Origin of the sequence: Streptomyces sp. LBL, assembly GCF_029893585.1 — a bacterium.
Classification (GTDB): Bacteria; Actinomycetota; Actinomycetes; order Streptomycetales; family Streptomycetaceae; genus Streptomyces.
In genome coordinates this window covers 85733-105633 of record NZ_JARXYX010000024.1, presented here as the reverse complement: position 1 = coordinate 105633, position 19901 = coordinate 85733, and the positions used below count along the sequence as shown (strand labels likewise).

The window sequence follows — 19901 nt, the reverse complement described above, 5'->3', positions numbered from 1 at the left end:
AGGTGTGGGGTGAGACGCGGGGTGAGGTGTGGAGAGACGGTGATCGGTCGGTTGTGCGGCGACACCTTGTGGATCAGGGAGAATGGGCCGCATGAGCGTTCGCAGTCAGTCATCCGAGCCGTCGGCGTCGTCGGCACCCCATCGCGCCGGCTTCGCCTGCTTCGTGGGCCGCCCCAACGCGGGCAAGTCCACTCTTACGAACGCTCTGGTCGGGCAGAAGGTGGCCATCACCGCGAACCAGCCGCAGACGACGCGGCACACGGTACGGGGGATCGTGCACCGGCCCGACGCCCAGCTGATCCTGGTGGACACCCCGGGGCTGCACAAACCGCGCACGCTGCTCGGCCAGCGACTCAACGACATCGTCCGTACGACCTGGGCCGAGGTCGACGTGATCGGCTTCTGTCTGCCGGCGAACGAGAAGCTCGGTCCCGGTGACCGGTTCATCGCGAAGGAACTGGCGTCCATCAAGAAGACGCCGAAGATCGCGATCGTCACCAAGACCGACCTGGTGGACTCGAAGACCCTGGCCGAGCAGCTGATCGCGATCGACCAGCTCGGCAAGGAGCTGGGCTTCGAGTGGGCGGAGATCGTCCCCGTCTCGGCGGTCGGCGACGAGCAGGTGGACCTGCTGGCCGACCTGATCGTCCCGCTGATCCCGGAGGGCCCGCCCCTCTACCCGGAGGGCGACCTCACGGACGAGCCCGAACAGGTCATGATCGCCGAGCTGATCCGCGAGGCCGCGCTGGAGGGGGTCCGGGACGAGCTTCCGCACTCCATCGCCGTCGTGGTGGAGGAGATGCTCCCGCGCGAGGACCGCCCCGCCGACCGGCCCCTCCTCGACATCCACGCCTTCGTCTACATCGAGCGCCCCAGCCAGAAGGGGATCGTCATCGGCCCCAAGGGCAAGCGCCTGAAGGAGGTCGGCATCAAGTCGCGGAAGCAGATCGAGGCTCTCCTCGGCACGCCGGTCTTCCTGGACCTGCACGTGAAGGTCGCGAAGGACTGGCAGCGGGACCCGAGGCAACTGCGCAAACTCGGCTTCTGAGCGCCCCCACCCAGGGGGCTCGGCCCCCTGGGCCTACGCTCCGCCTGCCCCCCGCTGGACACCACCCCCCTGGACCTCAGCCCCGCTGGGCTCGCAGCAGCTCCTGGTACCAGCGGTACGACGCCTTCGGTGTCCTGGCCAGCGTCTCGAAGTCCACGTGGACCAGCCCGAACCGCCGTGCGTACCCCTCCGCCCACTCGAAGTTGTCGAGCAGGGACCACAGGAAGTAGCCGCGTACGTCGACGCCCGTCTCCGCCGCGCGGTGCAGTGCCCGGATGTGGCCGTCCAGGTAGGCGATCCGGTTCTGGTCGTCGAGACCCTCGTACGAGCAGCCGTTCTCGGTGATGACGACCGGCGGGAGGCGGTCGCCGTAGCGGTCCCGGAAGCCGGTGAGCAGTTCCGTCAGGCCCTCCGGGACCACCGGCCAGCCGAAGTCCGTCACCGGGACGCCCTCGATCTCCCGTACCGAGAAGGGGAGTTCCGCGGGGATCGTCAGTCCGCCGAACTCGATGTCGGCGCCCAGCGGTGCGCCCACCCGGGTCGGCGCGTAGTAGTTGACGCCGTACCAGTCGACCGGCTCCCCGATCACCTTCAGGTCCGCCGGGACATCACCCGGCATCAACTCGCCGATCCCGTCCGGGTATGCGCCCAGCAGGACCGGGTCCGCGAACAGGCGGTTGAGGAGGACGTCGTAGAAACCGGCCGCCTCCAGGTCCGCCGGTTCCTGGGACGCCGGCCAGGTCGGACCGTGCGAGTTGGCGATGCCGAGGTCCGTGGCGCCGGCCGCACGCAGGGCCCGTACGGCCAGGCCGTGGGCCAGGAGCTGGTGGTGGGCGGCGGGAAGGGCGTCGAACATCAGCTGCTTGCCCGGCGCGTGGACGCCCAGCGCGTGTCCGAACAGCGTGTGCTCGGCGGGCTCGTTGATCGTGATCCACTTCTTCACGCGGTCGCCGAGCCGGTCGGCCACGACCGAGACGTACTCGGCGAAGCGGGCGGCGGTGTCCCGGTTCAGCCAGCCGCCCGCCTCCTGGAGAGTGACCGGCAGGTCCCAGTGGAAGAGGGTCGGGACCGGCCGCACGCCCGCCGAGCACAGTTCGTCCACCAGGCGGTCGTAGAAGTCGAGACCGCCGGGGGAGTTCACCCGCGGCCAGGAGACCGAGAAGCGGTACGCGTCCACGCCGAGGCCGGCCAGGAGCGCCACGTCCTCGCGGTAGCGGTGGTAGTGGTCGCAGGCCACCGCCGCCGTCGAGCCGTCCTTCACCCGTCCCGGCTCGGCCGAGAACGCGTCCCAGACGGACGGCTCGCGCTGGTCCGGGGCCCCCTCGATCTGGTGGGCCGAGGTCGACACGCCCCACAGGAAACCGGGCGGGAACTGAGGCATCGGGTCCGTCGTCATGCGCCGGATCATCCGTACCGGCGGTAACGGAAGTCAACGGGCAGGCGGGAACGAGCGCTTACGCGCCTTCCTTCAGCACCTTCGAGATCAGCTGCCGCTGTTCCTCGGTCAGCCGGGGATCCGCCGCGTACACCGTCTTCCCGTCCACGGTGATCTGGTAGCCGAAGCCGTCCGGCACCCCGATCGGAGGGGTGCCCCGGCCGGCGGCGACCGCCTTCTCGGCCAGGGCCTGCCACTCGTGGGCGTCGGGCCGCCCCGAGGTGTCCACCTCGGCATGCCGCTCGATGCCCACGAACCCGCCCGTGCGCCTCACCTGAATACGCATGGATCCCTGTCTAGTACGGAAGTGCCCGGTACGGAACCAGGACGGGAGGGGACGAGACGAGACGGGGCAGGACGGGACGAGACGGGAGGGGGGCGGGGCGGGCGAGGAGAGGCGTGCCGAGGCGAGGACATCCGCGTCTACGAAATCCGCACCCCGACCTGCTCCCACGCCTTCCCCACGGCCTGGAACTCCTCGCCGCCGTCGCCGAAGCGTTCGCGCGCCGCCTTCACCGTCAGCTTGGCGAAGTCGGTGAAGAAGGCCCGCTCCGTCAGCTCGCCGCCGGTCAGGACGTCGTACCAGACCTGGCCCGCCTTCTCCCAGGCGTAGCCGCCGAGGGCGGTGGCGGCCAGGTAGAACGCGTGGTTGGGGATGCCGGAGTTGATGTGGACGCCGCCGTTGTCGCGGCCGGTGCGGACGTAGTCGTCCATCGTCGCGGGCTGCGGGTCCTTGCCGAGGACGTCGTCGTCGTACGCGCTGCCCGGCTCCTTCATGGAGCGCAGGGCCTTTCCGGTGACGCTCGGGGCGAGCAGGCCCGCGCCGATCAGCCAGTCGGCCTCGGCGGCGGTCTGGCCCAGCGTGTACTGCTTGATGAGGGAGCCGAAGACGTCGGACACCGACTCGTTGAGAGCGCCCGGCTGCCCGAAGTACGTGAGGTTCGCCGTGTACTGCGTGACCCCGTGGGTCAGTTCGTGGCCGATGACGTCGATCGGGATGGTGAAGTCGAGGAAGATCTCGCCGTCGCCGTCGCCGAACACCATCTGCTCGCCGTTCCAGAAGGCGTTGTTGTAGTTCTCGTCGTAGTGGACGGTGGCGTCCAGAGGCAGGCCGTCGCCGTCGATCGAGTGGCGGCCGTAGGCCTTGAGGTAGAGGTCGAAGGTGGCGCCGAGGCCGGAGTAGGCGCGGTTGACCGTGGCGTCCTGGCCCGGTTCCGAGCCCTCCGCGCGCACCTCGGTGCCGGGCAGGCCGGTCCCGTGCCCGGCGTCGTAGAGGGTGCGCAGCGGCTGGTCCGACGGTGCCTTCGCGGCCGGGGCCGCCGCGAGGCGGAACTCGGTGGTGACGCGGCGCCGGCCCCGCAGCTCGCTGTCGCGCATCAGGGTGCGCCGGGCGGGACCGGAGAGTGCGGGGTCGTCGTTGCTGGCCAGCTTGTCGAGGACATGCGGCGGGACGACGGTGCAGAAGACGGGCTCGAAGCCCCCGTGGGTGGTCATGCCCGCACCCTTGCACTGAGTGATGAGAGTGTCACTACCCGCAACCATGATTGGTGAAATATCGGGACAGCGGGTCACGCAATCCGCGACGAAGTGGTATGGCGCACGTTTTGTCCCGTTGGTCTCCGGGGTCCCGCATACTGATACAGGCCCGCGCGTCCGGCGCGGCTCGGCTAGGATCCACGGCATCATGACTTTCGGGCTGCTTCTCCTTAGCTGCCGCGGCGAGGGCCTGTAATCGAGGCCGACTCCCTCCCCGCGGTGCTTGGTGTTGCGTCGTCGGCCGTCTTTCCGGCCCCGCGGACACCGCGGACATTCGAGGAGCCCCCGCATCATGGCCAACCGCCAGCAGCCCAGTTCCCTGCCGATCCACAAGTACGGCCAGTACGACCAGGTCGACATCCCCGACCGCACCTGGCCGAACAATCGGATCACCGTCGCCCCCCGCTGGCTCTCCACCGACCTGCGTGACGGCAACCAGGCCCTGATCGACCCGATGTCGCCCGAGCGCAAGCGCCGGATGTTCGACCAACTGGTCGCGATGGGCTACAAGGAGATCGAGGTCGGCTTCCCGGCCTCCGGCCAGACCGACTTCGACTTCGTACGCTCCATCGTCGAGGAGCCGGGTGCCATCCCCGACGACGTCACCATCTCCGTACTGACCCAGGCCCGCGAGGACCTGATCGAGCGGACCGTGGAGTCCCTGAAGGGCGCCAAGCGCGCCACGGTCCACCTGTACAACGCCACCGCGCCGGTCTTCCGCCGCGTGGTCTTCCGCGGCTCCAAGGACGAGATCAAGCAGATCGCCGTCGACGGCACCCGCCTGGTGATGGAGTACGCGGAGAAACTGCTGGGTCCCGAGACCGAGTTCGGATACCAGTACAGCCCCGAGATCTTCACCGACACCGAGCTGGACTTCGCGCTGGAGGTCTGCGAGGCGGTGATGGACGTCTACCAGCCCGGCCCGGGCCGCGAGATCATCCTCAACCTGCCCGCCACGGTGGAGCGTTCGACCCCGTCGACCCACGCCGACCGCTTCGAGTGGATGGGGCGCAACCTGTCCCGCCGCGAGCACGTCTGCATCTCGATCCACCCGCACAACGACCGCGGTACGGCCGTCGCCGCCGCCGAGCTGGCGCTGATGGCCGGCGCCGACCGCGTCGAAGGCTGCCTCTTCGGCCAGGGCGAGCGCACCGGCAACGTCGACCTGGTCACCCTGGGCATGAACCTGTTCTCCCAGGGCGTCGACCCGCAGATCGACTTCTCCGACATAGACGAGATCCGTCGCGTGTGGGAGTACTGCAACCAGATGGAGGTCCACCCGCGCCACCCGTACGTGGGCGACCTGGTCTACACGTCCTTCTCCGGCTCCCACCAGGACGCCATCAAGAAGGGCTTCGACGCCATGGAGGCCGACGCGGCCGCGAAGGGCGTCACCGTCGACGACATCGAGTGGGCCGTGCCGTACCTGCCGATCGACCCGAAGGACGTCGGCCGCTCCTACGAGGCGGTCATCCGCGTCAACTCGCAGTCCGGCAAGGGCGGTATCGCGTACGTCCTGAAGAACGACCACAAGCTGGACCTGCCGCGCCGGATGCAGATCGAGTTCTCGAAGATCATCCAGGCGAAGACGGACGCCGAGGGAGGCGAGGTCACCGGGAACGACATCTGGGCGACCTTCCAGGACGAGTACCTGCCCAACCCCCTGAACCGGTGGGGTCGTATCCAGGTCCGGAACGGCCAGTCGACGACGGACAAGGACGGCGTCGACACGCTGACGGTCGAGGCGGAGGTGGACGGCGTCGAGACCGTCCTGGTGGGCACCGGCAACGGTCCGATCTCCGCGTTCTTCCAAGCGCTGCAGGGCGTCGGCGTCGACGCCCGCCTGCTGGACTACCAGGAGCACACGATGAGCGAGGGCGCCTCCGCGCAGGCCGCCTCGTACATCGAATGCGCGATCGACGACAAGATTCTGTGGGGAATCGGCATCGACGCGAACACGACACGTGCCTCGCTGAAGGCGGTCGTCTCCGCCGTCAACCGCGCGGCGCGCTGATCAGCCGGACCAGCGGTTTTGGACCCCGTTCGCCTTATATAGGGCGGACGGGGTCCGGTCGTATACCGGCCATTCCCTGTGGAGGTCACGGAAAGGTCTCCTCCGGGTACTGACGCCGCCTCTTCAATGTGGCTAACATCACGAAGCGCGGCGATGATGCCGTGGCGTTATGGAGGTGCGACGTGCTGCCAGGACGGGGACAAGACGGCCGTGCCGCCAGGCTTGCGCGCTTCCTGGGCACCCGCGTCGCGTGGACGGAGGTCGGCGACGGGGAGTTCTTCTGCCCCGGCTGCGGAGGCGACCGCAACTACCAGCGGCTGACCGGCCGCCGCCGCTTCACCCTCCTCGGGGTGCCCGTGGTCCCGCGCGGCGACACGGGCCCGGTCGTGGAGTGTGCCGCCTGCCGCCGCCATTTCGGCACCGACGTCCTGGACCACCCGACCACCATCCGGTTCTCCGCGATGCTCCGCGACGCCGTCCACACGGTCGCCCTCGCCGTGCTCGCCGCGAGCGGCACCTCCTCCCGTACGTCCCTGGAGACCGCCGCGGCCACGGTCCGCGCCGCCGGCTTCGACGACTGCACCGAGGAACAGCTGAACGCCCTGGTCGAGGCCCTCGCCGCCGACACCGGCCGGGTCTACGGCCGCCCCTGCGGAGCGGGCCTGGCGATAGAGCTCCACGAGGCCCTCGACCCCCTGTCCCCGCACCTCGCCCCGGCCGGCCGTGAATCGATCCTCCTCCAGGGCGCCCGCATCGCACTCGCGGACGGCCCGTACACCCCGGCCGAACGCGACGCCCTCTTCACAGTGGGCTCCGCGCTGACCATCTGCACGGACGATGTGACGCTGTTGCTGGCAGCGGCAGCCCGGACGCCCTCGTAGGGGCTGAGCAGGGCTGAGCCGAGCCGAGCCGGGCGGGCCTACGCCGGCCTGTCGCGCCGGCCTACTGAGCTGGCTTGCCGCCTGGCTTGCCGCCCCGGCTTGCTGCCGCCCGGCCTCTCGCCCGGCCTCACGCGCGGCCTGCTGCTCCGGCCTGCCGACCCCGGCCTCTCGCCTGCCGACCCCGGCCTCCCGCCCCGGCAGAACGCCCGACGGTCACAGCAGCCCCGCCGCTGCCAGGAACTTGCCCACCCTTTCCCGCTCCGTCTCCGACAACGGCGTCTGTGGCTCCGCCGTCAGAGGGCAGTCGATGACGCCCCGCAGATGCAGCGCCGCCTTGAACGCGCCCAGGGCCGATGAACTCGCCCCCATCCGGCCCGCGTCCCCCACGTCCACCATGCCGAACAGCGCACACAGCCGTTCCTGTTCGGACCGGGCCCCCGCCCGGTCGTCGGCCCGGCACAGGCGGTCCAGGCGGACGTATCCCCCGGGGTCGACGTTGGCGAGCCCGGGTACCGACCCGGACGCGCCCACGGCCATCGCCGCGTCGACGATGACCTCGGAGCCGGTGAGCACGCTGAAGCCGGTGATGCCGGGGTGGAGGCGCGCGCCGGAGACGACCGTGCGGAAGCCGGCCAGGTCGCCGCTGGAGTCCTTGAGGCCGGCCAGGACCCCCTCCGCGGCCAGTTCGAGGACGACGTCGGCGGGAAGCTTGGTGTGGACGGCCCCCGGGAGGTCGTACGCGAGAACGGGGACCGGGCTGGCGGCCGCCACGAGGCGGTAGTGGCGGGCGATCTCGGCAGGGTGGGTGCGGGTGTAGAAGGGGGCGCACACCACCACCGCCTCCGCGCCCGCCGCCGTCACCTCCCGCACATGGTCCAGGACCCGGGGTGTGGTCATGTCGATCGCCCCGGCCAGGACCGGGAGCCGGCCGCCCACATGGCCGGTCACCGTCTCCACGACCAGCCTGCGCTGCCGGTCCGTGAGATACGCGGCCTCGGACGTCGTCCCCAGCACGAACAGGCCGTGCACGCCGCCCGCCATCAGATGGTCGACGAGCCTGAGCAGCGAGGGGACGTCCACCTCGCGTTGCGGTGTCAGGGGCGTGCAGACGGGAGGTACGACACCGCTCAGCGGGGCGGGGAAGGTCATGAAGGCTCCTTGGTCAGATCGTCCGTCGACGTGTCCTCCCCCACCGGATGGTGACAGCGGAAGCGGTGTCCGGGCGTCGACGCGGCCGAGAACGCCGGCATGACGTCCGCGCACTGCTCGTCCGCCGTCCAGCAGCGGGTGCGGAAGGGGCAGCCGCTCGGCGGGCGGGTCGCCGACGGGACCGGGCCGGCCAGCGGGATCGGGTCGACCGGGGTCAGCAGGCCGGGGGCCGCGGAGAAGAGGGCGCGGGTGTACGGGTGCCGGGCGTGGTCGGTGACCCGGGCGGCCGGGGACTCCTCGACGATCCGGCCGAGGTACATGGTGATCACCCGGTCACTCATCCGCCGTACCGTCTGGATGTCGTGCGAGACGAAGACCATGGCCAGGCCGAGGCATTCCCTCAGGTCCAGCAGCAGATTGAGGATCTGGGCGCGGACCGAGACGTCCAGCGCGCTGGTGGGCTCGTCGGCCACCACCAGGTCGGGTTCCAGGGCCAGAGCGCGGGCGATGGCGACGCGTTGGCGCTGGCCGCCCGACAGCTGTCCCGGCAGCGCGTCGGCCAGCGCCCGCGGCAGACCCACCAGGGACATCAGCTCCTGTACGCGGTCCTCGCGTTCGCGTCTCGATCCGCGCTCGTGCACGTCCAGCGGGTCGCGGAGGATCCGGCGGACCGGCAGTCGGCGGTTGAGGGCCGTCGACGGATCCTGGAAGATCATGCCGGCGCCGCCGCCGATCGCCGCCCGGCGTTCGGCCGCCGGCATGCTCCACAGGTCACGGCCCCGGAAGGTCACCGTGCCGGACGTCGGCCGCTCCACGCCCACCAGGACCTTCGCCAGCGTCGACTTGCCGCACCCGGACTCGCCGACCACGCCCACCGTCTCACCGGGCGCCACGGCGAGGTCGGCGCCGGTCAGGGCGTACACGCGGTCCCGGGTGAACACTCCACCGCTGCGGGCCTTGTGGACGACGTGCGCGTCCGACAGCTCCACCAGGCTCGCCATGTTCGGCCCGCCCATGTGCGGCGCCCGCATGTCTGGTGAGTCCATGTGCGGTGCCCCCATGTCCGGCCCGCCCATGTCCGGCCCGCCCATGTCCCGTCCCTCCGTGTCCCGTCCCTCCATGTCCGGTGCCCCCATGCCCGGTCCCTCCACGCCCGGTCCGCCCATCCCCGGTCCCTCCACACCCGGTCCGCCCATCCCCGGTCCATCCATCTCCGGTCCCCTCATGTCACGGGCTCCGAGCTCTCCGCGCCCACCAGGTCGACCGCGGGGTGGTGGCAGGCCACCGTGTGCGTGTGGGGGCCCGCCAGGACCGGGGCCGTCGTACGGCACCTCGCGCCCGCGCTGGGGCAGCGGTCCGTGAAGCGGCAGCCGGGTGGGAAGTCGGCGGGGGCGGGGACGACGCCCTTGATCTGGGTCATCCGTTCCTGGGAGGACTCCAGCGACAGCACGCTGCCGAGCAGCCCGCGCGTGTAAGGGTGGGCCGGTGCCTCCACCAGGTCGGCGGTCACGCCCGACTCGACGATCTGGCCGCCGTACATCACCACCACCCGGTCGGTGACGGCAGCGACCAGTGCCAGGTCGTGCGAGACGAGGATCAGGGAGAAGCCCAGCTCCTCGCGCAGCCGTAGCAGCAGCTCCATGACCTGGGCCTGGACCGTGACGTCCAGCGCGGTCGTCGGTTCGTCGGCGACGATCAGCCTGGGGTCGCGGGACAGGGCCATGGCGATCAGTACGCGCTGGCGCTGGCCGCCGGAGAGCTCGTGCGGGTAGCTGCGCAGGGTGCGGTCGGGCTCGAGGCCGACCAGGCCCAGCAGCTCGGCGGGGCTACGGCGGCCGCCACGGCGTACGACCTGTTTGAGCTGGGCGCGGATCGTCATCGCCGGGTTCAGGGAGGACAGGGCGTCCTGGTAGATCATCGCCATCTCGTGGCCGAGGAGCCGCCGGCGGACGCGCATCGGCTCGGCCAGCAACTCCCGCTGCCGGAAACGGACCTGGCCCCGGACGCGGGCGTCCTTGGGTGCCAGGCCCATGATCGCCAGCGCGGTCAGCGACTTGCCGCAGCCCGACTCGCCGACCAGGCCCACGACCTCACCGGGCCGCACCTCGAAGCTGATGCCGTCGACGATGTCCACGCCGTGGTGGCGGTTCTCGAAGCCGATGGCCAGGTTCTCCACCGCGAGCACCGGCTGCCGCCCCGGCGGGAGCGGGCGGCGGGCGCGGGAGCGCAGGCGCCGGGCCGCGGCGGCGAGACCGGGCAGCGGAAGCACCTCCCCGCTGCCGGGCTCCGGCGCCTCCACGGGCTCCTCGGTACGTGCCTTCACGGGGTCGCCGGTACGTGCCTCCACGGGGCCGTCGGTACGTGCTGCCTCCACCGGGCCCTCGGTACGTGCCTCCATGGGGTGCTCGATAGATGCCGCCGCGGGGTCCTCGATGGAGGCCGCCACGGGGTTTTCGATACGTGCTGCCTCCACGGGGCCCTCCGTACCTGCCCCCACGGGGTCCTCGGCAGGTGCGCCCACGGGGTTCTCGACACGTGCCGCCACAGGGTCCTCGGCCCGTGCCTCCACCTCCCGTGCGGCCGGGGCCGCCCACGCGTCCGACACGCCCTCGGACAGGACGTTCAGCGCCAGGACGGTGACCAGCATCAGCAGACCCGGGAAGACCGTCGCCCACCAGCCCCCGGTCAGCACGAGGTTCTTGCCGTCCGCGAGGACACCGCCCCAGGAGGGCGCGGGCGGCCGTACGCCCGCGCCGATGAAGGACAGTGACGCCTCGAAGACGATCGCCTCGGCGACCTGGACCGTGCAGAACACCAGGATCGGCGCGGCGCAGTTGATCGCCACGTGGCGCAGCACGATGTGGGGGGTGCGGGCGCCGATCACCCGTTCCGCCGTGACGTAGTCCTCGCCGTACTGGTCGAGGACGTTCGCCCGGACGACCCGGGCCACCGACGGGGTGAACAGAAACGCGATCGCGCAGATCAGGACCGTGATGCCACCGCCGAAGACGGCCACGAGCACCGCGGCCAGGGCGATGCCCGGGAACGCCATCACGACGTCCAGGCAGCGCATCAGCGTCTCGTCGGCCTCCTTGCGGGAAGTCGCCGCGATCGCCCCCAGCAGCGCCCCCGCCACCAGGGCGAGCAGGGTCGCGCCGACGCCGATGGCCAGGGACCAGCGGGCGCCGTACATCAGCCGGCTGAGGATGTCCCGGCCGAGGCTGTCCTGGCCCATCCAGTGCCGGGCGGACGGATGGCCGGTGTCGTCGACCAGCGGCTGCTGGTCCAGCGGGTCGTCGGGGGAGAGGAGCGGGGCGAACAGGGCGGTGAGCGCGATGACCGCCAGGACGCAGACGGCGGCCTTCGACGGCAGCGGCAGCCGGCGCCATCCGCGCAGCCGGACACCGGGACGGGAGAGGGCGTCGGTGAGGCCCTTGCGGGTGAACGGCACCGTCATGCGGTCCCCTCCCTCAGTCGCGGGTTGACCAGCAGATGGAGGACGTCGATGACGAGGTTCACGACGACGAAGCCGGCCGCGGTGGTCAGCACGACGCCTTGGACGACGGCCGGGTCGCCGTTCTTCACCGCGTCGATCATCAGCTTGCCCATGCCGGGAAGGGCGAAGATCGTCTCGATGACGACCGCGCCGCCGAGGAGGTAGCCGACGCGCAGCCCGAGGACGGTGAGCGGGTTGATCAGCGCGTTGCGGAGCACATTGCGGCCGACCACGACCCGGGGCGGCAGTCCGCTGCCGATCGCGGTGCGCACGTAGTCCTTGTCCAGTTCCTCCACCACCGACGTCCGCACGATCCGGGTCAGCTGGGCCGCCACGGGGAGGGACAGCGCGAGGGCGGGGAGGGCCATCGTCCACAGCCAGCCGGTGACGGAGTCGGCCGGGTTGACGTAGCCGCTGGCCGGGAACCAGCCCTGGTCGACCGCCAGGTACTGGATCATCAGCAGCGCCAGCCAGAAGCCGGGGGCCGCGACACCGGTCAGCGAGAGGACCCGGATGATCTGGTCCGGCAGCCGGTCGCGGTGGATGGCCGCGGTGACCCCGCCGGCCAGGGACAGGACGACCGCGATGCCCAGGCCCAGGAAGGTGAGCTGGAGGGTGAGCGGCAGCGCGGTCGCGACCTGGTCGAGCACCGGGGCCCGGGTCAGCGCGCTGGTGCCCAGGTCGCCGTGGAGCAGATCGCCCACGAAGCCGGCGTAGCGGACCGGGAACGGGTCCAGCAGACCGTTCTGCTCCCGGAAGTCGTGCAGCTGGCGCGGTGTCGGGTTGGCGCCCTGGAAGAACGCGGACGCCGGGTCGACGTCCGAGAACCGCATCACCAGGAACACGAACAGCACGATGCCGAGCATCAGCGGCACGAGCAGGACGAGACGGCGGAGCAGGATCCTGACGATGGCGACCATGAGCGGTCAACTCCCGGTGGACTGGAGCCGGACTAGAGCCACTTGGCCTGGAGGAGGTTGATTCCGGGGTACGGCTGGGCTTTTGTGCCGGTGAGGGTTCTCGGGTCCCAGGCGGTCATCAGTTCGTTGTGGACGACCGGGTAGAGCACGGCCTGTTCGGCGACGACGTCGATGTAGTCCTGGATCATCGTCTTCTTCCGCTGTGGGTCCGGTTCCCGGGTCGCCCGGTCCATGTCCCGGAAGAGCGCCTGGGCGATCGGGTCGTCGGCCCAACGGGTGTAGCCCATCCACAGGTTGGCGGGCCCGTAGTTGTAACGCATGATCAGGTCCGCGTCGAGGCCGAACTGGTTGGGGTTGGAGGCGGCGGCGACCACCTGGAAGTCCTGCTTCTGGTCCAGCTTGGTGAAGACGGCCGTGGTCTCCTGCGGGGAGAGCGTCGTCCGCACGCCGATCGCGTCCCAGGACGCCTTCACGGTCGGCAGGCAGTCGACGATCCAGCTCACGTTCACCGCGAGGAGGTCGATCTTCAGTCCGCTCGCCCCGGCCGCCCGTAGCAGCGCCTTGGCCTTCCGGGGGTTGTACGCGTAGACGGTCCGCGCGCGCCGGTAGCCCGGGTTGCCCTCGTCGAGGAAGGACGACGCCGGCGTGCCGTGGCCCTTGAGCGCCACCCGCACCATCTTCTCGGTGTCGATGGCGTGGTGGAGGGCCTGGCGTACGCGCACGTCGTCGAAGGGCTTGTGCCGCGTGTTGAACATCAGGAACAGGTTGTTCATCCCGGCCCCGCCCAAGACCGCCAGCCCGCCGCTCCTGAGCTGCTCGATGTTGGCGTACGGGATGTTGTCGGAGATCTGCGCGCCCGCGCTGGAGCCCGAGATGCGGGCGACCCGCGGGGCCGCGTCCACGATCGTCAGCCAGTTCATCTTCCGGAAGGCGGGCCTGCGGGGGCCGTTGTAGCCGGCGTACGCGGCGAAGGTGGTGTTCGACTTCGGGTGGTGCGCGGTCTGCCGGTACGGCCCCGAGCCGACGGCCAGCCCCTTGATGGCGTCGTCCCACGCACCGGGCCGGGAGAAGACGTGCCTCGGCATGATCTTGGCTAGTGTGAGCCGCGAAAGCCCTTCCGGGAAGGGGAACTTGAGCACCAGCTCGACGGTTCGCGCGTCGGTCTTCCGGACCTCGTCGAGCCAGCCGGCGAAGAAGTTTTTGCCGAGGGTCGGGATGGTCGGGTCGAGGATCCGGTCGTAGGAGAAGACCACGTCGTCGGCGGTGACGGGGCGACCGTCGTGGAACGTCGCGCCGGCCCGGAGCGTGAACGTCCAGGAGGTGCCCCCCGGGTTCTTCGGCAGCCGGGTGGCGAGCGCGGCGTACGGCTTGCGGGAGATCGGGTCGGTGTCGAGCAGGCCCTCGTAGAGGTGGTTGTTGGCGGCCATGCTGAAGGCGGACGCGGTCTGTGTGGGATCCCAGCTGCCGTCGTTGCCGTAGCCGATGACCGCGGTCAGGGTCCGCTCGCCACCACCGGGCCCGCCGAAGTCGATGGTGGACTCCGGGCCACAGGCCGACAGGGCGGAGGAGACAGCGGCGGCGGCGCCCAGTGCACCCGTGCGCTTCAGGAAGGACCGGCGGTCCGGCGCGGGTGCGGCACGGGTCACGTCGCGCACGGTGCCTCCAGCGAAGAGGTCCGGAAGGACACGGACGCGGTGAGATGTGACGCCTTTTGTCCCGGTTTCAGTCGTGACCCTAGGTGGGGCGCGGGGGGCGGTCAAGGCAACGCTCCGGAGGCGCCGCCGCGCGACGCACGCGCCGGATTCGGTTGTCCGGGATCCGGTACCGGGTTGGAATGGTCTCGTGATGAGCGACGAGCGGTGGGACGAAGGAAACAGAGGAGTGCTGCGGCTGCCCTCGGGGCGGCTGGTGCGCGGCCGGGGACTGCGGCGCCCGCTCGAACCGGGTCCGCCGACACCGTCGTACGGCGTCTATCTGCTCGGCGGACGGCCGCCTGAGGTTTCCTGGGAGGCCGGCTGGATCCGCTGGCCCGACTTCCGGTTGCCGGCGGATCGTGCGGCGGCCCTGGTGACCCTGACCGAGGCATGGGAGCGCGCCGCCTCCGAGCGCGTGGAGGTCGCCTGCGGGGGCGGCCGGGGCCGGACGGGGACGGCGCTGGCGTGTCTGGCGGTCCTGGACGGCGTACCGCCCGGGGAGGCCGTCGGATACGTCCGCGCGCGTTACGACCGACACGCGGTGGAGACGCCCTGGCAGGCTCGGTATGTGCGGCGATTCGGAATGGCCTGATCCGTTTCAAGCGGAGACGTTCGTCGCCCCGGACGCCCCGTTCGAACTGGCGGGCCCGCACGCTCCTAGCGGCAGTAGACGTCCCGAGCGGGTCGCTCCCCGGTGGCCAGGAAGTGGGAGACCGTCTCGTCGCCGCACGCGTTGCCGTTGGCGAGGTAGGCGTCGTGGCCGGTGGAGTTCACGGTGACCATGACCGCGCGGTCACCGAGGGCGCGGCGGAGCTTGAGGGCGCCGGTGAGCGGAGTGCCGGGGTCGCGTTCGTTCTGTACGAGCAGGACGTTGGAGGGCCCCTGGTCGCTGATCCGTACCGGCGGCTCCTTCGGCGGGAACGGCCAGGCGGCGCAGGGCATCGCGTTGCGGGGCATGCCGGCGGTCAGCGGGTACTTCGCCCGGCTCTCGTCGACGCCCTTCTGGTACTCGGCCTCGGACGTGGGCCAGGCGACGTCGTTGCAGAGGGTTCCGGTGCCGACCGCGATGACGTTCTGCAGCACGGGCTCCGGGGGCCCGTCGGGCAACGGCGGCGTGCCTCCCTTGCGGGCGGCCAGGATCATCTGCGCGAGGACCGGGTAGTCGTCGGGGTCGTAGAGGGCGCTGAGCATCGTCTGGCGCAGCACGTCGCCGTTCAGCTCCGCCGGGTTGGCGTCCTTCCACGGGATCGGCTCGCGGTCGAGCCGGGCGGCGAGGCTCAGGAAGAGGGGACGCACCTCGGCCGCGGTACGGGCCACCCGGTCCTTGTTGCCGGGCGTCGACGCCCACTTGGCGAACTCCGGGAAGGTGTCCTCGGCGCCGACCTCGAACGCGGCCAGCCAGCCCCGCCCCACCCGGGTGGGATCGGGGTCGTCGTTGCTGTCGAGTACCACACGGTCGGTGCGGTCCGGGAACATCTCGTTGTAGACGGCTCCGACGTACGTCCCGTACGACACCCCCCACGCGGAGATTCTGCGCTCGCCGAGCGCCGCCCGGAGGCGGTCGAGGTCGCGGGCCTCGTTGGCCGTGCTGAGATGCCGGATCAGCTCGCCGCCGTTGCCGGCGCAGGCGTCCGCCATACGGCGCGCGGTGTTCATGTTCTCGGTGACGGAGCCGTCCGGTGCGGGCCAAGGGCGCTGGGACGTCAGGGAGAGGTCGGCGCGGTCGAAGCCGCAAGCGACGGAGCCGGAGGGAGCGAGCCCGCGCGGCGCGAACCCGATCAGGTCGTAGGTGTCACGTACGTCCTGGGGCAGCTTCTGCCCCTTCCCCGACGGGTCGCCCAGACTGGAGCCGCCCGGTCCGCCGGGGATCAGCAGCAGCGCGCCACGGCGAGTACCGGGGTCCTCGCTCGGGATACGGGAGACGGCGACGTCGATCTGCGGGCCGCCCGGGTCGGCGTAGTCCATCGGCACCTTGAGGGTGGCGCACTGCTGACGGGGGTCGAGGTCCTTGCCGGTGCACTGGGACCAGGTGAGGGAGGAGGCGGGCGCCGCCGCGGACGCGGTGAGCGGTGCGACGAGCCCGAAGACGACTCCGGAGGCGGAGGCGATCAGGGCGGCACTCTTCGTGAGCTGCTTCATGCACAGCAGCCTGGCCCATGGTGACGGGATGTCACATACGGCCAACTGGCTTGTGTTCCCGGGGGATTACCCCAGCAGCAACCGTCAGCAAGCGCCCCGCGGCACTGCACCCGAGGACCCCGCGGCACCGCCCCCGAGGACCCCGCGGCACCGCTCTCATGCACCCCCGCCCGCAGTTAAGTTCATGTAACACCTAAATCTGCGGGCTGTTGCCACGCCCGGTCGGGCACTTAGGTTCGGCGAGATCGCGATCTTCGAACAAGGGCACGGCATTGTCGGTATCACGAAGGACACTCCTCAGGCGCGGCGGCAAGGCGGCGGCGGGGGCCGGGTCCCTGTGGCTGGGCGACCGGCTGACGCAGGGCGCCCCCGATGCGTTCGCGGCGGACGGGGCACAGGGCGCGGCGGGCGCGGCCCAACGGCGGATCGCCGTCAGTGGGGCGACCAACGCCTGCGCCGCGCTCTCCCCGGACGGCCGGACCGTGGTGCTGGACCTGCTGAACATGCTGTGGACGGTCCCTGCCCGGGGTGGTGAGGCGACCCGGCTGACCGGCATCGAGCAGGAAGCCACCGAGCCGGACTACTCGCCGGACGGCCGTCACCTGGTCTACCAGTCCTACACCGACGGCAATTTCCACCTCTGGCTCGCCCGCGCGGACGGTTCGGGGGCGCGCCGGTTGACCGAGGGCGCCGTCGACCATCGCGAGCCGCGCTTCTCACCCGACGGCGGACGGATCGCCTACGCGGCCGAGGCCGAGGGCCGTTACGCGATCCATGTCCTCGACCTCGCCGACGGTGCGACGAAGGTCTGGGCGCCGAGCACGGACGTCACCGCGCAGGAGGCGCAGCCCTACTGGCACCCGGACGGGGCCGCGATCGTCTTCACCAGCGGCAAGGGCGACAGCCCGCAGAGCGTCGTACGGGTCGACGCCGACGGCGGGCGCACCACGCTCGTCACCGTCACCGAGGGCCGGGTGGCCGGTCCGTCGCTCTCGCCGGACGGCAGCCGTCTGGCGTACGTCCACCTCACCTCGGCGGGTACGTTCCTCGTGGTCGACGGGAAGACGGTCTCCGACGACGGCGAGGACGTGTTCCCGTTCGCGCCCCGCTGGCCCTCCGACGACGAGGTGTTCTACACGGCCGACGGCACGGTCCGCCGCCGCGAGGCAGGTGGCGGAAAGGCGGCGGACATCCCCTTCACCGCCCACCTCACCGTGCCCCGCGTAGCGGAGCGCCCCGCCACCCGTGACCTCGACTCCACCGCGTCCCGGCAGGTCAGGGGCATCCTCAGCCCGTCCCTCTCGCCCGACGGCCGCAAGATCGCCTTCGCCGCGCTCGGTGACATCTGGATCGGCCGGATCGGCGCCACGCCCAAGGCCGTGGTGTCCGACGGGAACCTCAACGCCGACCCCGCCTGGCACCCGGACGGCTCCGCCCTGGTGTACGCGAGCGACCGGGGCGGCAGCGCGGTCGACCTGTGGATCCACGACGTCGAAACCGGCGCGGACCGCCGGCTGACCGACCTTCGGAGCACGGTGTCCGGAGCGGTCTTCAGCCCGGACGGCAAGAGCGTGGCGTTCGGCCTCGAGGCGGGCACGCTGCACACCGTCGACGTGGCCTCCGGCGCCGTACGCAAGGTGGCCGGGCCCCTCAACTCGCCCGGCAGGCCCACCTTCTCCGCCGACGGCGGCACCCTCTCGTGCGCCGCGCTGGTGCCGGTCACCCCCCGCTACCGGGAGGGCGTCAACCGGATCCTGACCGTCGACCTCACCACCGGCGAGGCGCACTACGACGAGCCCGTGCCGGGGAAGTCCCTCGCCAACCGTGTCGACGCCGGGCCGGTCCACTCACCCGACGGCAAGCACACCGCGTACGTCGTCGGCGGCACCCTGCACGTCAGCGCCGTGGACTCCGCCGGACGCCCCACAGGGGCCGCCCGGCGGCTGAACGGCGAGAGCGCCGACTGCCCCAGCTGGAGCGCCGACTCCACCTCGCTGCTCTACCTCTCCGAAGGGACCCTGCGCCGCGCCGACGCGCGCACCGGCCGCGCCAGGACCGTACCCGTGACGCTGAGTTGGCGCCGGAGGAAGCCCACCGGCCGCACCGTGGTCCAGGTGGGCGCGCTGTGGGACGGCACGAGCGGGGAGCTGCGGCGCGATGTCGACATCGTCATCAAGGACGACCGCGTCGAGCAGGTGGCCGGGCGCGGCGCGGTCCGCGGGGACCGCACCGTGGACGCGCGCGGCCTGACCGCGCTGCCCGGCCTGATCGCCGTCCATGAGCACGGCCCGTGGCAGCGGGCCGACACCATGAGGCTGTGGCTGTCCTTCGGCGTCACCGCGCTGCGTTCACCCGGCACCGGGCACTACGGGGCGGTCGAGGCCAAGGAGGCCATCGACTCCGGCCGCCGCACCGGCCCGCGCGTCTTCGCGGCCGGCGATCTGATCGACGGCTCCCGGGTGTACTACTCGTCCGGCCGTCCGGTGACCGACGAGGAGGAGCTGGAGCGGGAGCTGGCCAAGGCCAAGGCGCTCGGCCATGACCTGGTCAAGACCTACGTACGGCTGCCGTACGCCCTCCAGCGCGCCGCCGTCGCGGCGGGCCACCGGCTCGGGCTGCGCGCCACCTCGCACTATCTGTTCGGGCCGCTGGCCTTCGGCGCCGACGGCTCCGAGCACCTCGGCGGCACCAGCCGCTACGGCCGACGCCAGAAGGAGACCCATCTCGGGCACGCGTACCAGGACATGACCGAGCCGCTCATCGCCTCCGGCATGGCCTTCACCCCGACCTTCGGCCTGTCCGGCGCGGGTCTGCCCGCGACCCGGGCGGCGCTGTACCGGTACGCGCGGTGGGCTGTCGGGGACAAGCGGCTGACCTCGCTGATGACGGAGGCGGAGTACGCGGAGTTCCGTACCGGGGTGGAGGACGCCCAGGCCGAGGAGCCGACCGATCTGCTGGCCTTCGTCGCCCGGCACGGAGCGACGGTGCGCAGGCTGTTGGAGGGCGGGGCGCACGTCGGGGTGGGCACCGACAGCCCGTTGGTGCCCCCGGGCGTCTACTACCACCTGAACCTCCAGTCGATGGTGCGGTACGGCGCCACCCCTCTCCAGGCGCTGCGTTCCGCGACCGTCGAGGGCGCGCGGGTGTTGGGCATGAGCGCCCACCTGGGCACGGTCGAGCCGGGCAAGCTCGCCGATCTGGTGCTGGTGGAGGGCGACCCGCTGCGGGACATCGCGGCGGCAGCGGCGGTGCGGCGGGTGATAGTCGGGGGCGTGGTGCACTCGGTGGACGACCTGGCGCAGGAGCGGCAGACCACGGTGGACACCGCCTCCGCCCGCACCGCCTCCGTGCAGGCCGGGTCCGTACACACCGAACCGGCCTCGGCCGACGACGTACCCCAGGCGCCGGCCCGGGAGCAGTACTGGTGGCACCGGGAGGAGCACGCCCACGACAGCTGCTGCTGACACCTGGTGCGGGCCGGCGGACCGCCGTGAGTTCAGTCGGCCGGGCGTCGCAGCCGAGCGGCTGCCTCGTGGAGGACATCGTCCTCCTTGCAGAAGGTGAAGCCGACCTGGCTGCGGCGCGCGTC

The 19901-nt window shown here is 71.4% G+C and carries 14 protein-coding genes; 5 read left to right on the top strand and 9 right to left on the bottom strand.

Annotation, left to right across the window (positions count from 1 at the left end; all coding sequences use genetic code 11):
* The first annotated feature begins 91 nt into the window (after window positions 1–91).
* Window positions 92–1048, top strand: a complete 957-nt coding sequence (era, locus tag M2271_RS27235) for a GTPase Era (protein ID WP_280889972.1) — start codon at window positions 92–94, stop codon at window positions 1046–1048.
* 76 nt (window positions 1049–1124) lie between these two features.
* Here the strand turns inward: era and M2271_RS27230 are convergent, their stop codons facing one another.
* The 3 genes from M2271_RS27230 to M2271_RS27220 all read right to left on the bottom strand — a co-directional run bounded on the left by M2271_RS27230 (window position 1125) and on the right by M2271_RS27220 (window position 3977).
* Window positions 1125–2456 carry a GH1 family beta-glucosidase gene (locus M2271_RS27230; protein WP_280889971.1) on the bottom strand — a complete coding sequence of 444 codons (1332 nt, stop codon included), beginning with the start codon at window positions 2454–2456 and terminating at the stop codon, window positions 1125–1127.
* Window positions 2457–2502: 46 nt separating this feature from the next.
* Window positions 2503–2769, bottom strand: coding sequence for a protealysin inhibitor emfourin (locus M2271_RS27225; protein WP_280889969.1), 267 nt, complete (start codon window positions 2767–2769; stop codon window positions 2503–2505).
* Between the two features lie 137 nt (window positions 2770–2906).
* Window positions 2907–3977 (bottom strand): M4 family metallopeptidase, encoded by a 1071-nt coding sequence (locus tag M2271_RS27220; protein WP_280889968.1) that lies wholly within the window; start codon window positions 3975–3977, stop codon window positions 2907–2909.
* Between the two features lie 334 nt (window positions 3978–4311).
* Between M2271_RS27220 and leuA the strand changes: the two genes are divergently transcribed.
* Both leuA and M2271_RS27210 read left to right on the top strand, forming a co-directional pair.
* A complete protein-coding gene (leuA, locus tag M2271_RS27215; protein WP_280889967.1) occupies window positions 4312–6033 on the top strand; it encodes a 2-isopropylmalate synthase in 1722 nt (573 codons plus the stop codon).
* 182 nt (window positions 6034–6215) lie between these two features.
* The gene (locus tag M2271_RS27210) at window positions 6216–6914 is read left to right on the top strand and encodes a TerB family tellurite resistance protein (protein WP_280889966.1); all 699 of its coding nucleotides are present in this window, start codon (window positions 6216–6218) and stop codon (window positions 6912–6914) included.
* 213 nt (window positions 6915–7127) lie between these two features.
* Here M2271_RS27210 and M2271_RS27205 read toward each other — a convergent pair whose 3' ends face one another.
* The 5 genes from M2271_RS27205 to M2271_RS27185 all read right to left on the bottom strand — a co-directional run bounded on the left by M2271_RS27205 (window position 7128) and on the right by M2271_RS27185 (window position 14134).
* A complete protein-coding gene (locus tag M2271_RS27205) occupies window positions 7128–8063 on the bottom strand; it encodes a dihydrodipicolinate synthase family protein (RefSeq protein ID WP_280889965.1) in 936 nt (311 codons plus the stop codon).
* Complete coding sequence (locus tag M2271_RS27200) at window positions 8060–9064, bottom strand: ABC transporter ATP-binding protein (protein WP_280890015.1); 1005 nt, start codon at window positions 9062–9064, stop codon at window positions 8060–8062. The genes M2271_RS27205 and M2271_RS27200 overlap by 4 nt, the downstream gene beginning before the upstream one ends.
* A 221-nt stretch (window positions 9065–9285) precedes the next feature.
* Entirely contained in the window at window positions 9286–11520 is a 2235-nt protein-coding gene (locus tag M2271_RS27195) for a dipeptide/oligopeptide/nickel ABC transporter permease/ATP-binding protein (protein ID WP_280889964.1), read from the bottom strand.
* Window positions 11517–12479: an ABC transporter permease gene (locus M2271_RS27190; RefSeq protein ID WP_280889963.1), complete on the bottom strand. Its 963-nt coding sequence runs from the start codon at window positions 12477–12479 to the stop codon at window positions 11517–11519. Before M2271_RS27190 ends, M2271_RS27195 begins: the two co-directional genes overlap by 4 nt.
* A 32-nt stretch (window positions 12480–12511) precedes the next feature.
* Complete coding sequence (locus M2271_RS27185; protein ID WP_280889962.1) at window positions 12512–14134, bottom strand: ABC transporter substrate-binding protein; 1623 nt, start codon at window positions 14132–14134, stop codon at window positions 12512–12514.
* A gap of 190 nt (window positions 14135–14324) precedes the next feature.
* Here M2271_RS27185 and M2271_RS27180 point away from each other — a divergent pair, with 190 nt between their 5' ends.
* Window positions 14325–14765, top strand: coding sequence for a protein phosphatase (locus tag M2271_RS27180; RefSeq protein ID WP_280889961.1), 441 nt, complete (start codon window positions 14325–14327; stop codon window positions 14763–14765).
* 65 nt (window positions 14766–14830) lie between these two features.
* On the opposite strand, the gene M2271_RS27175 is transcribed toward M2271_RS27180, so the two are convergent.
* Window positions 14831–16312 carry an alpha/beta hydrolase gene (locus M2271_RS27175; protein WP_280889960.1) on the bottom strand — a complete coding sequence of 494 codons (1482 nt, stop codon included), beginning with the start codon at window positions 16310–16312 and terminating at the stop codon, window positions 14831–14833.
* Between the two features lie 272 nt (window positions 16313–16584).
* On the opposite strand from M2271_RS27175, the gene M2271_RS27170 reads away from it, so the two are divergent.
* Window positions 16585–19776 carry an amidohydrolase family protein gene (locus M2271_RS27170; RefSeq protein WP_280889959.1) on the top strand — a complete coding sequence of 1064 codons (3192 nt, stop codon included), beginning with the start codon at window positions 16585–16587 and terminating at the stop codon, window positions 19774–19776.
* Window positions 19777–19901: the final 125 nt, after the last annotated feature.

Bases quoted from the DNA above. Each gene is read 5' to 3' on its own strand.
- M2271_RS27205 (WP_280889965.1), bottom strand. From the start codon at position 8,063: ATGACCTTCCCCGCCCCGCTGAGCGGTGTCGTACCTCCCGTCTGCACG.
- M2271_RS27195 (WP_280889964.1), bottom strand. From the start codon at position 11,520: ATGACGGTGCCGTTCACCCGCAAGGGCCTCACCGACGCCCTCTCCCGT.
- era (WP_280889972.1), top strand. From the start codon at position 92: ATGAGCGTTCGCAGTCAGTCATCCGAGCCGTCGGCGTCGTCGGCACCC.
- M2271_RS27230 (WP_280889971.1), bottom strand. From the start codon at position 2,456: ATGATCCGGCGCATGACGACGGACCCGATGCCTCAGTTCCCGCCCGGT.
- M2271_RS27225 (WP_280889969.1), bottom strand. From the start codon at position 2,769: ATGCGTATTCAGGTGAGGCGCACGGGCGGGTTCGTGGGCATCGAGCGG.
- M2271_RS27175 (WP_280889960.1), bottom strand. From the start codon at position 16,312: ATGAAGCAGCTCACGAAGAGTGCCGCCCTGATCGCCTCCGCCTCCGGA.
- M2271_RS27200 (WP_280890015.1), bottom strand. From the start codon at position 9,064: ATGGCGAGCCTGGTGGAGCTGTCGGACGCGCACGTCGTCCACAAGGCC.
- leuA (WP_280889967.1), top strand. From the start codon at position 4,312: ATGGCCAACCGCCAGCAGCCCAGTTCCCTGCCGATCCACAAGTACGGC.
- M2271_RS27190 (WP_280889963.1), bottom strand. From the start codon at position 12,479: ATGGTCGCCATCGTCAGGATCCTGCTCCGCCGTCTCGTCCTGCTCGTG.
- M2271_RS27180 (WP_280889961.1), top strand. From the start codon at position 14,325: ATGAGCGACGAGCGGTGGGACGAAGGAAACAGAGGAGTGCTGCGGCTG.
- M2271_RS27220 (WP_280889968.1), bottom strand. From the start codon at position 3,977: ATGACCACCCACGGGGGCTTCGAGCCCGTCTTCTGCACCGTCGTCCCG.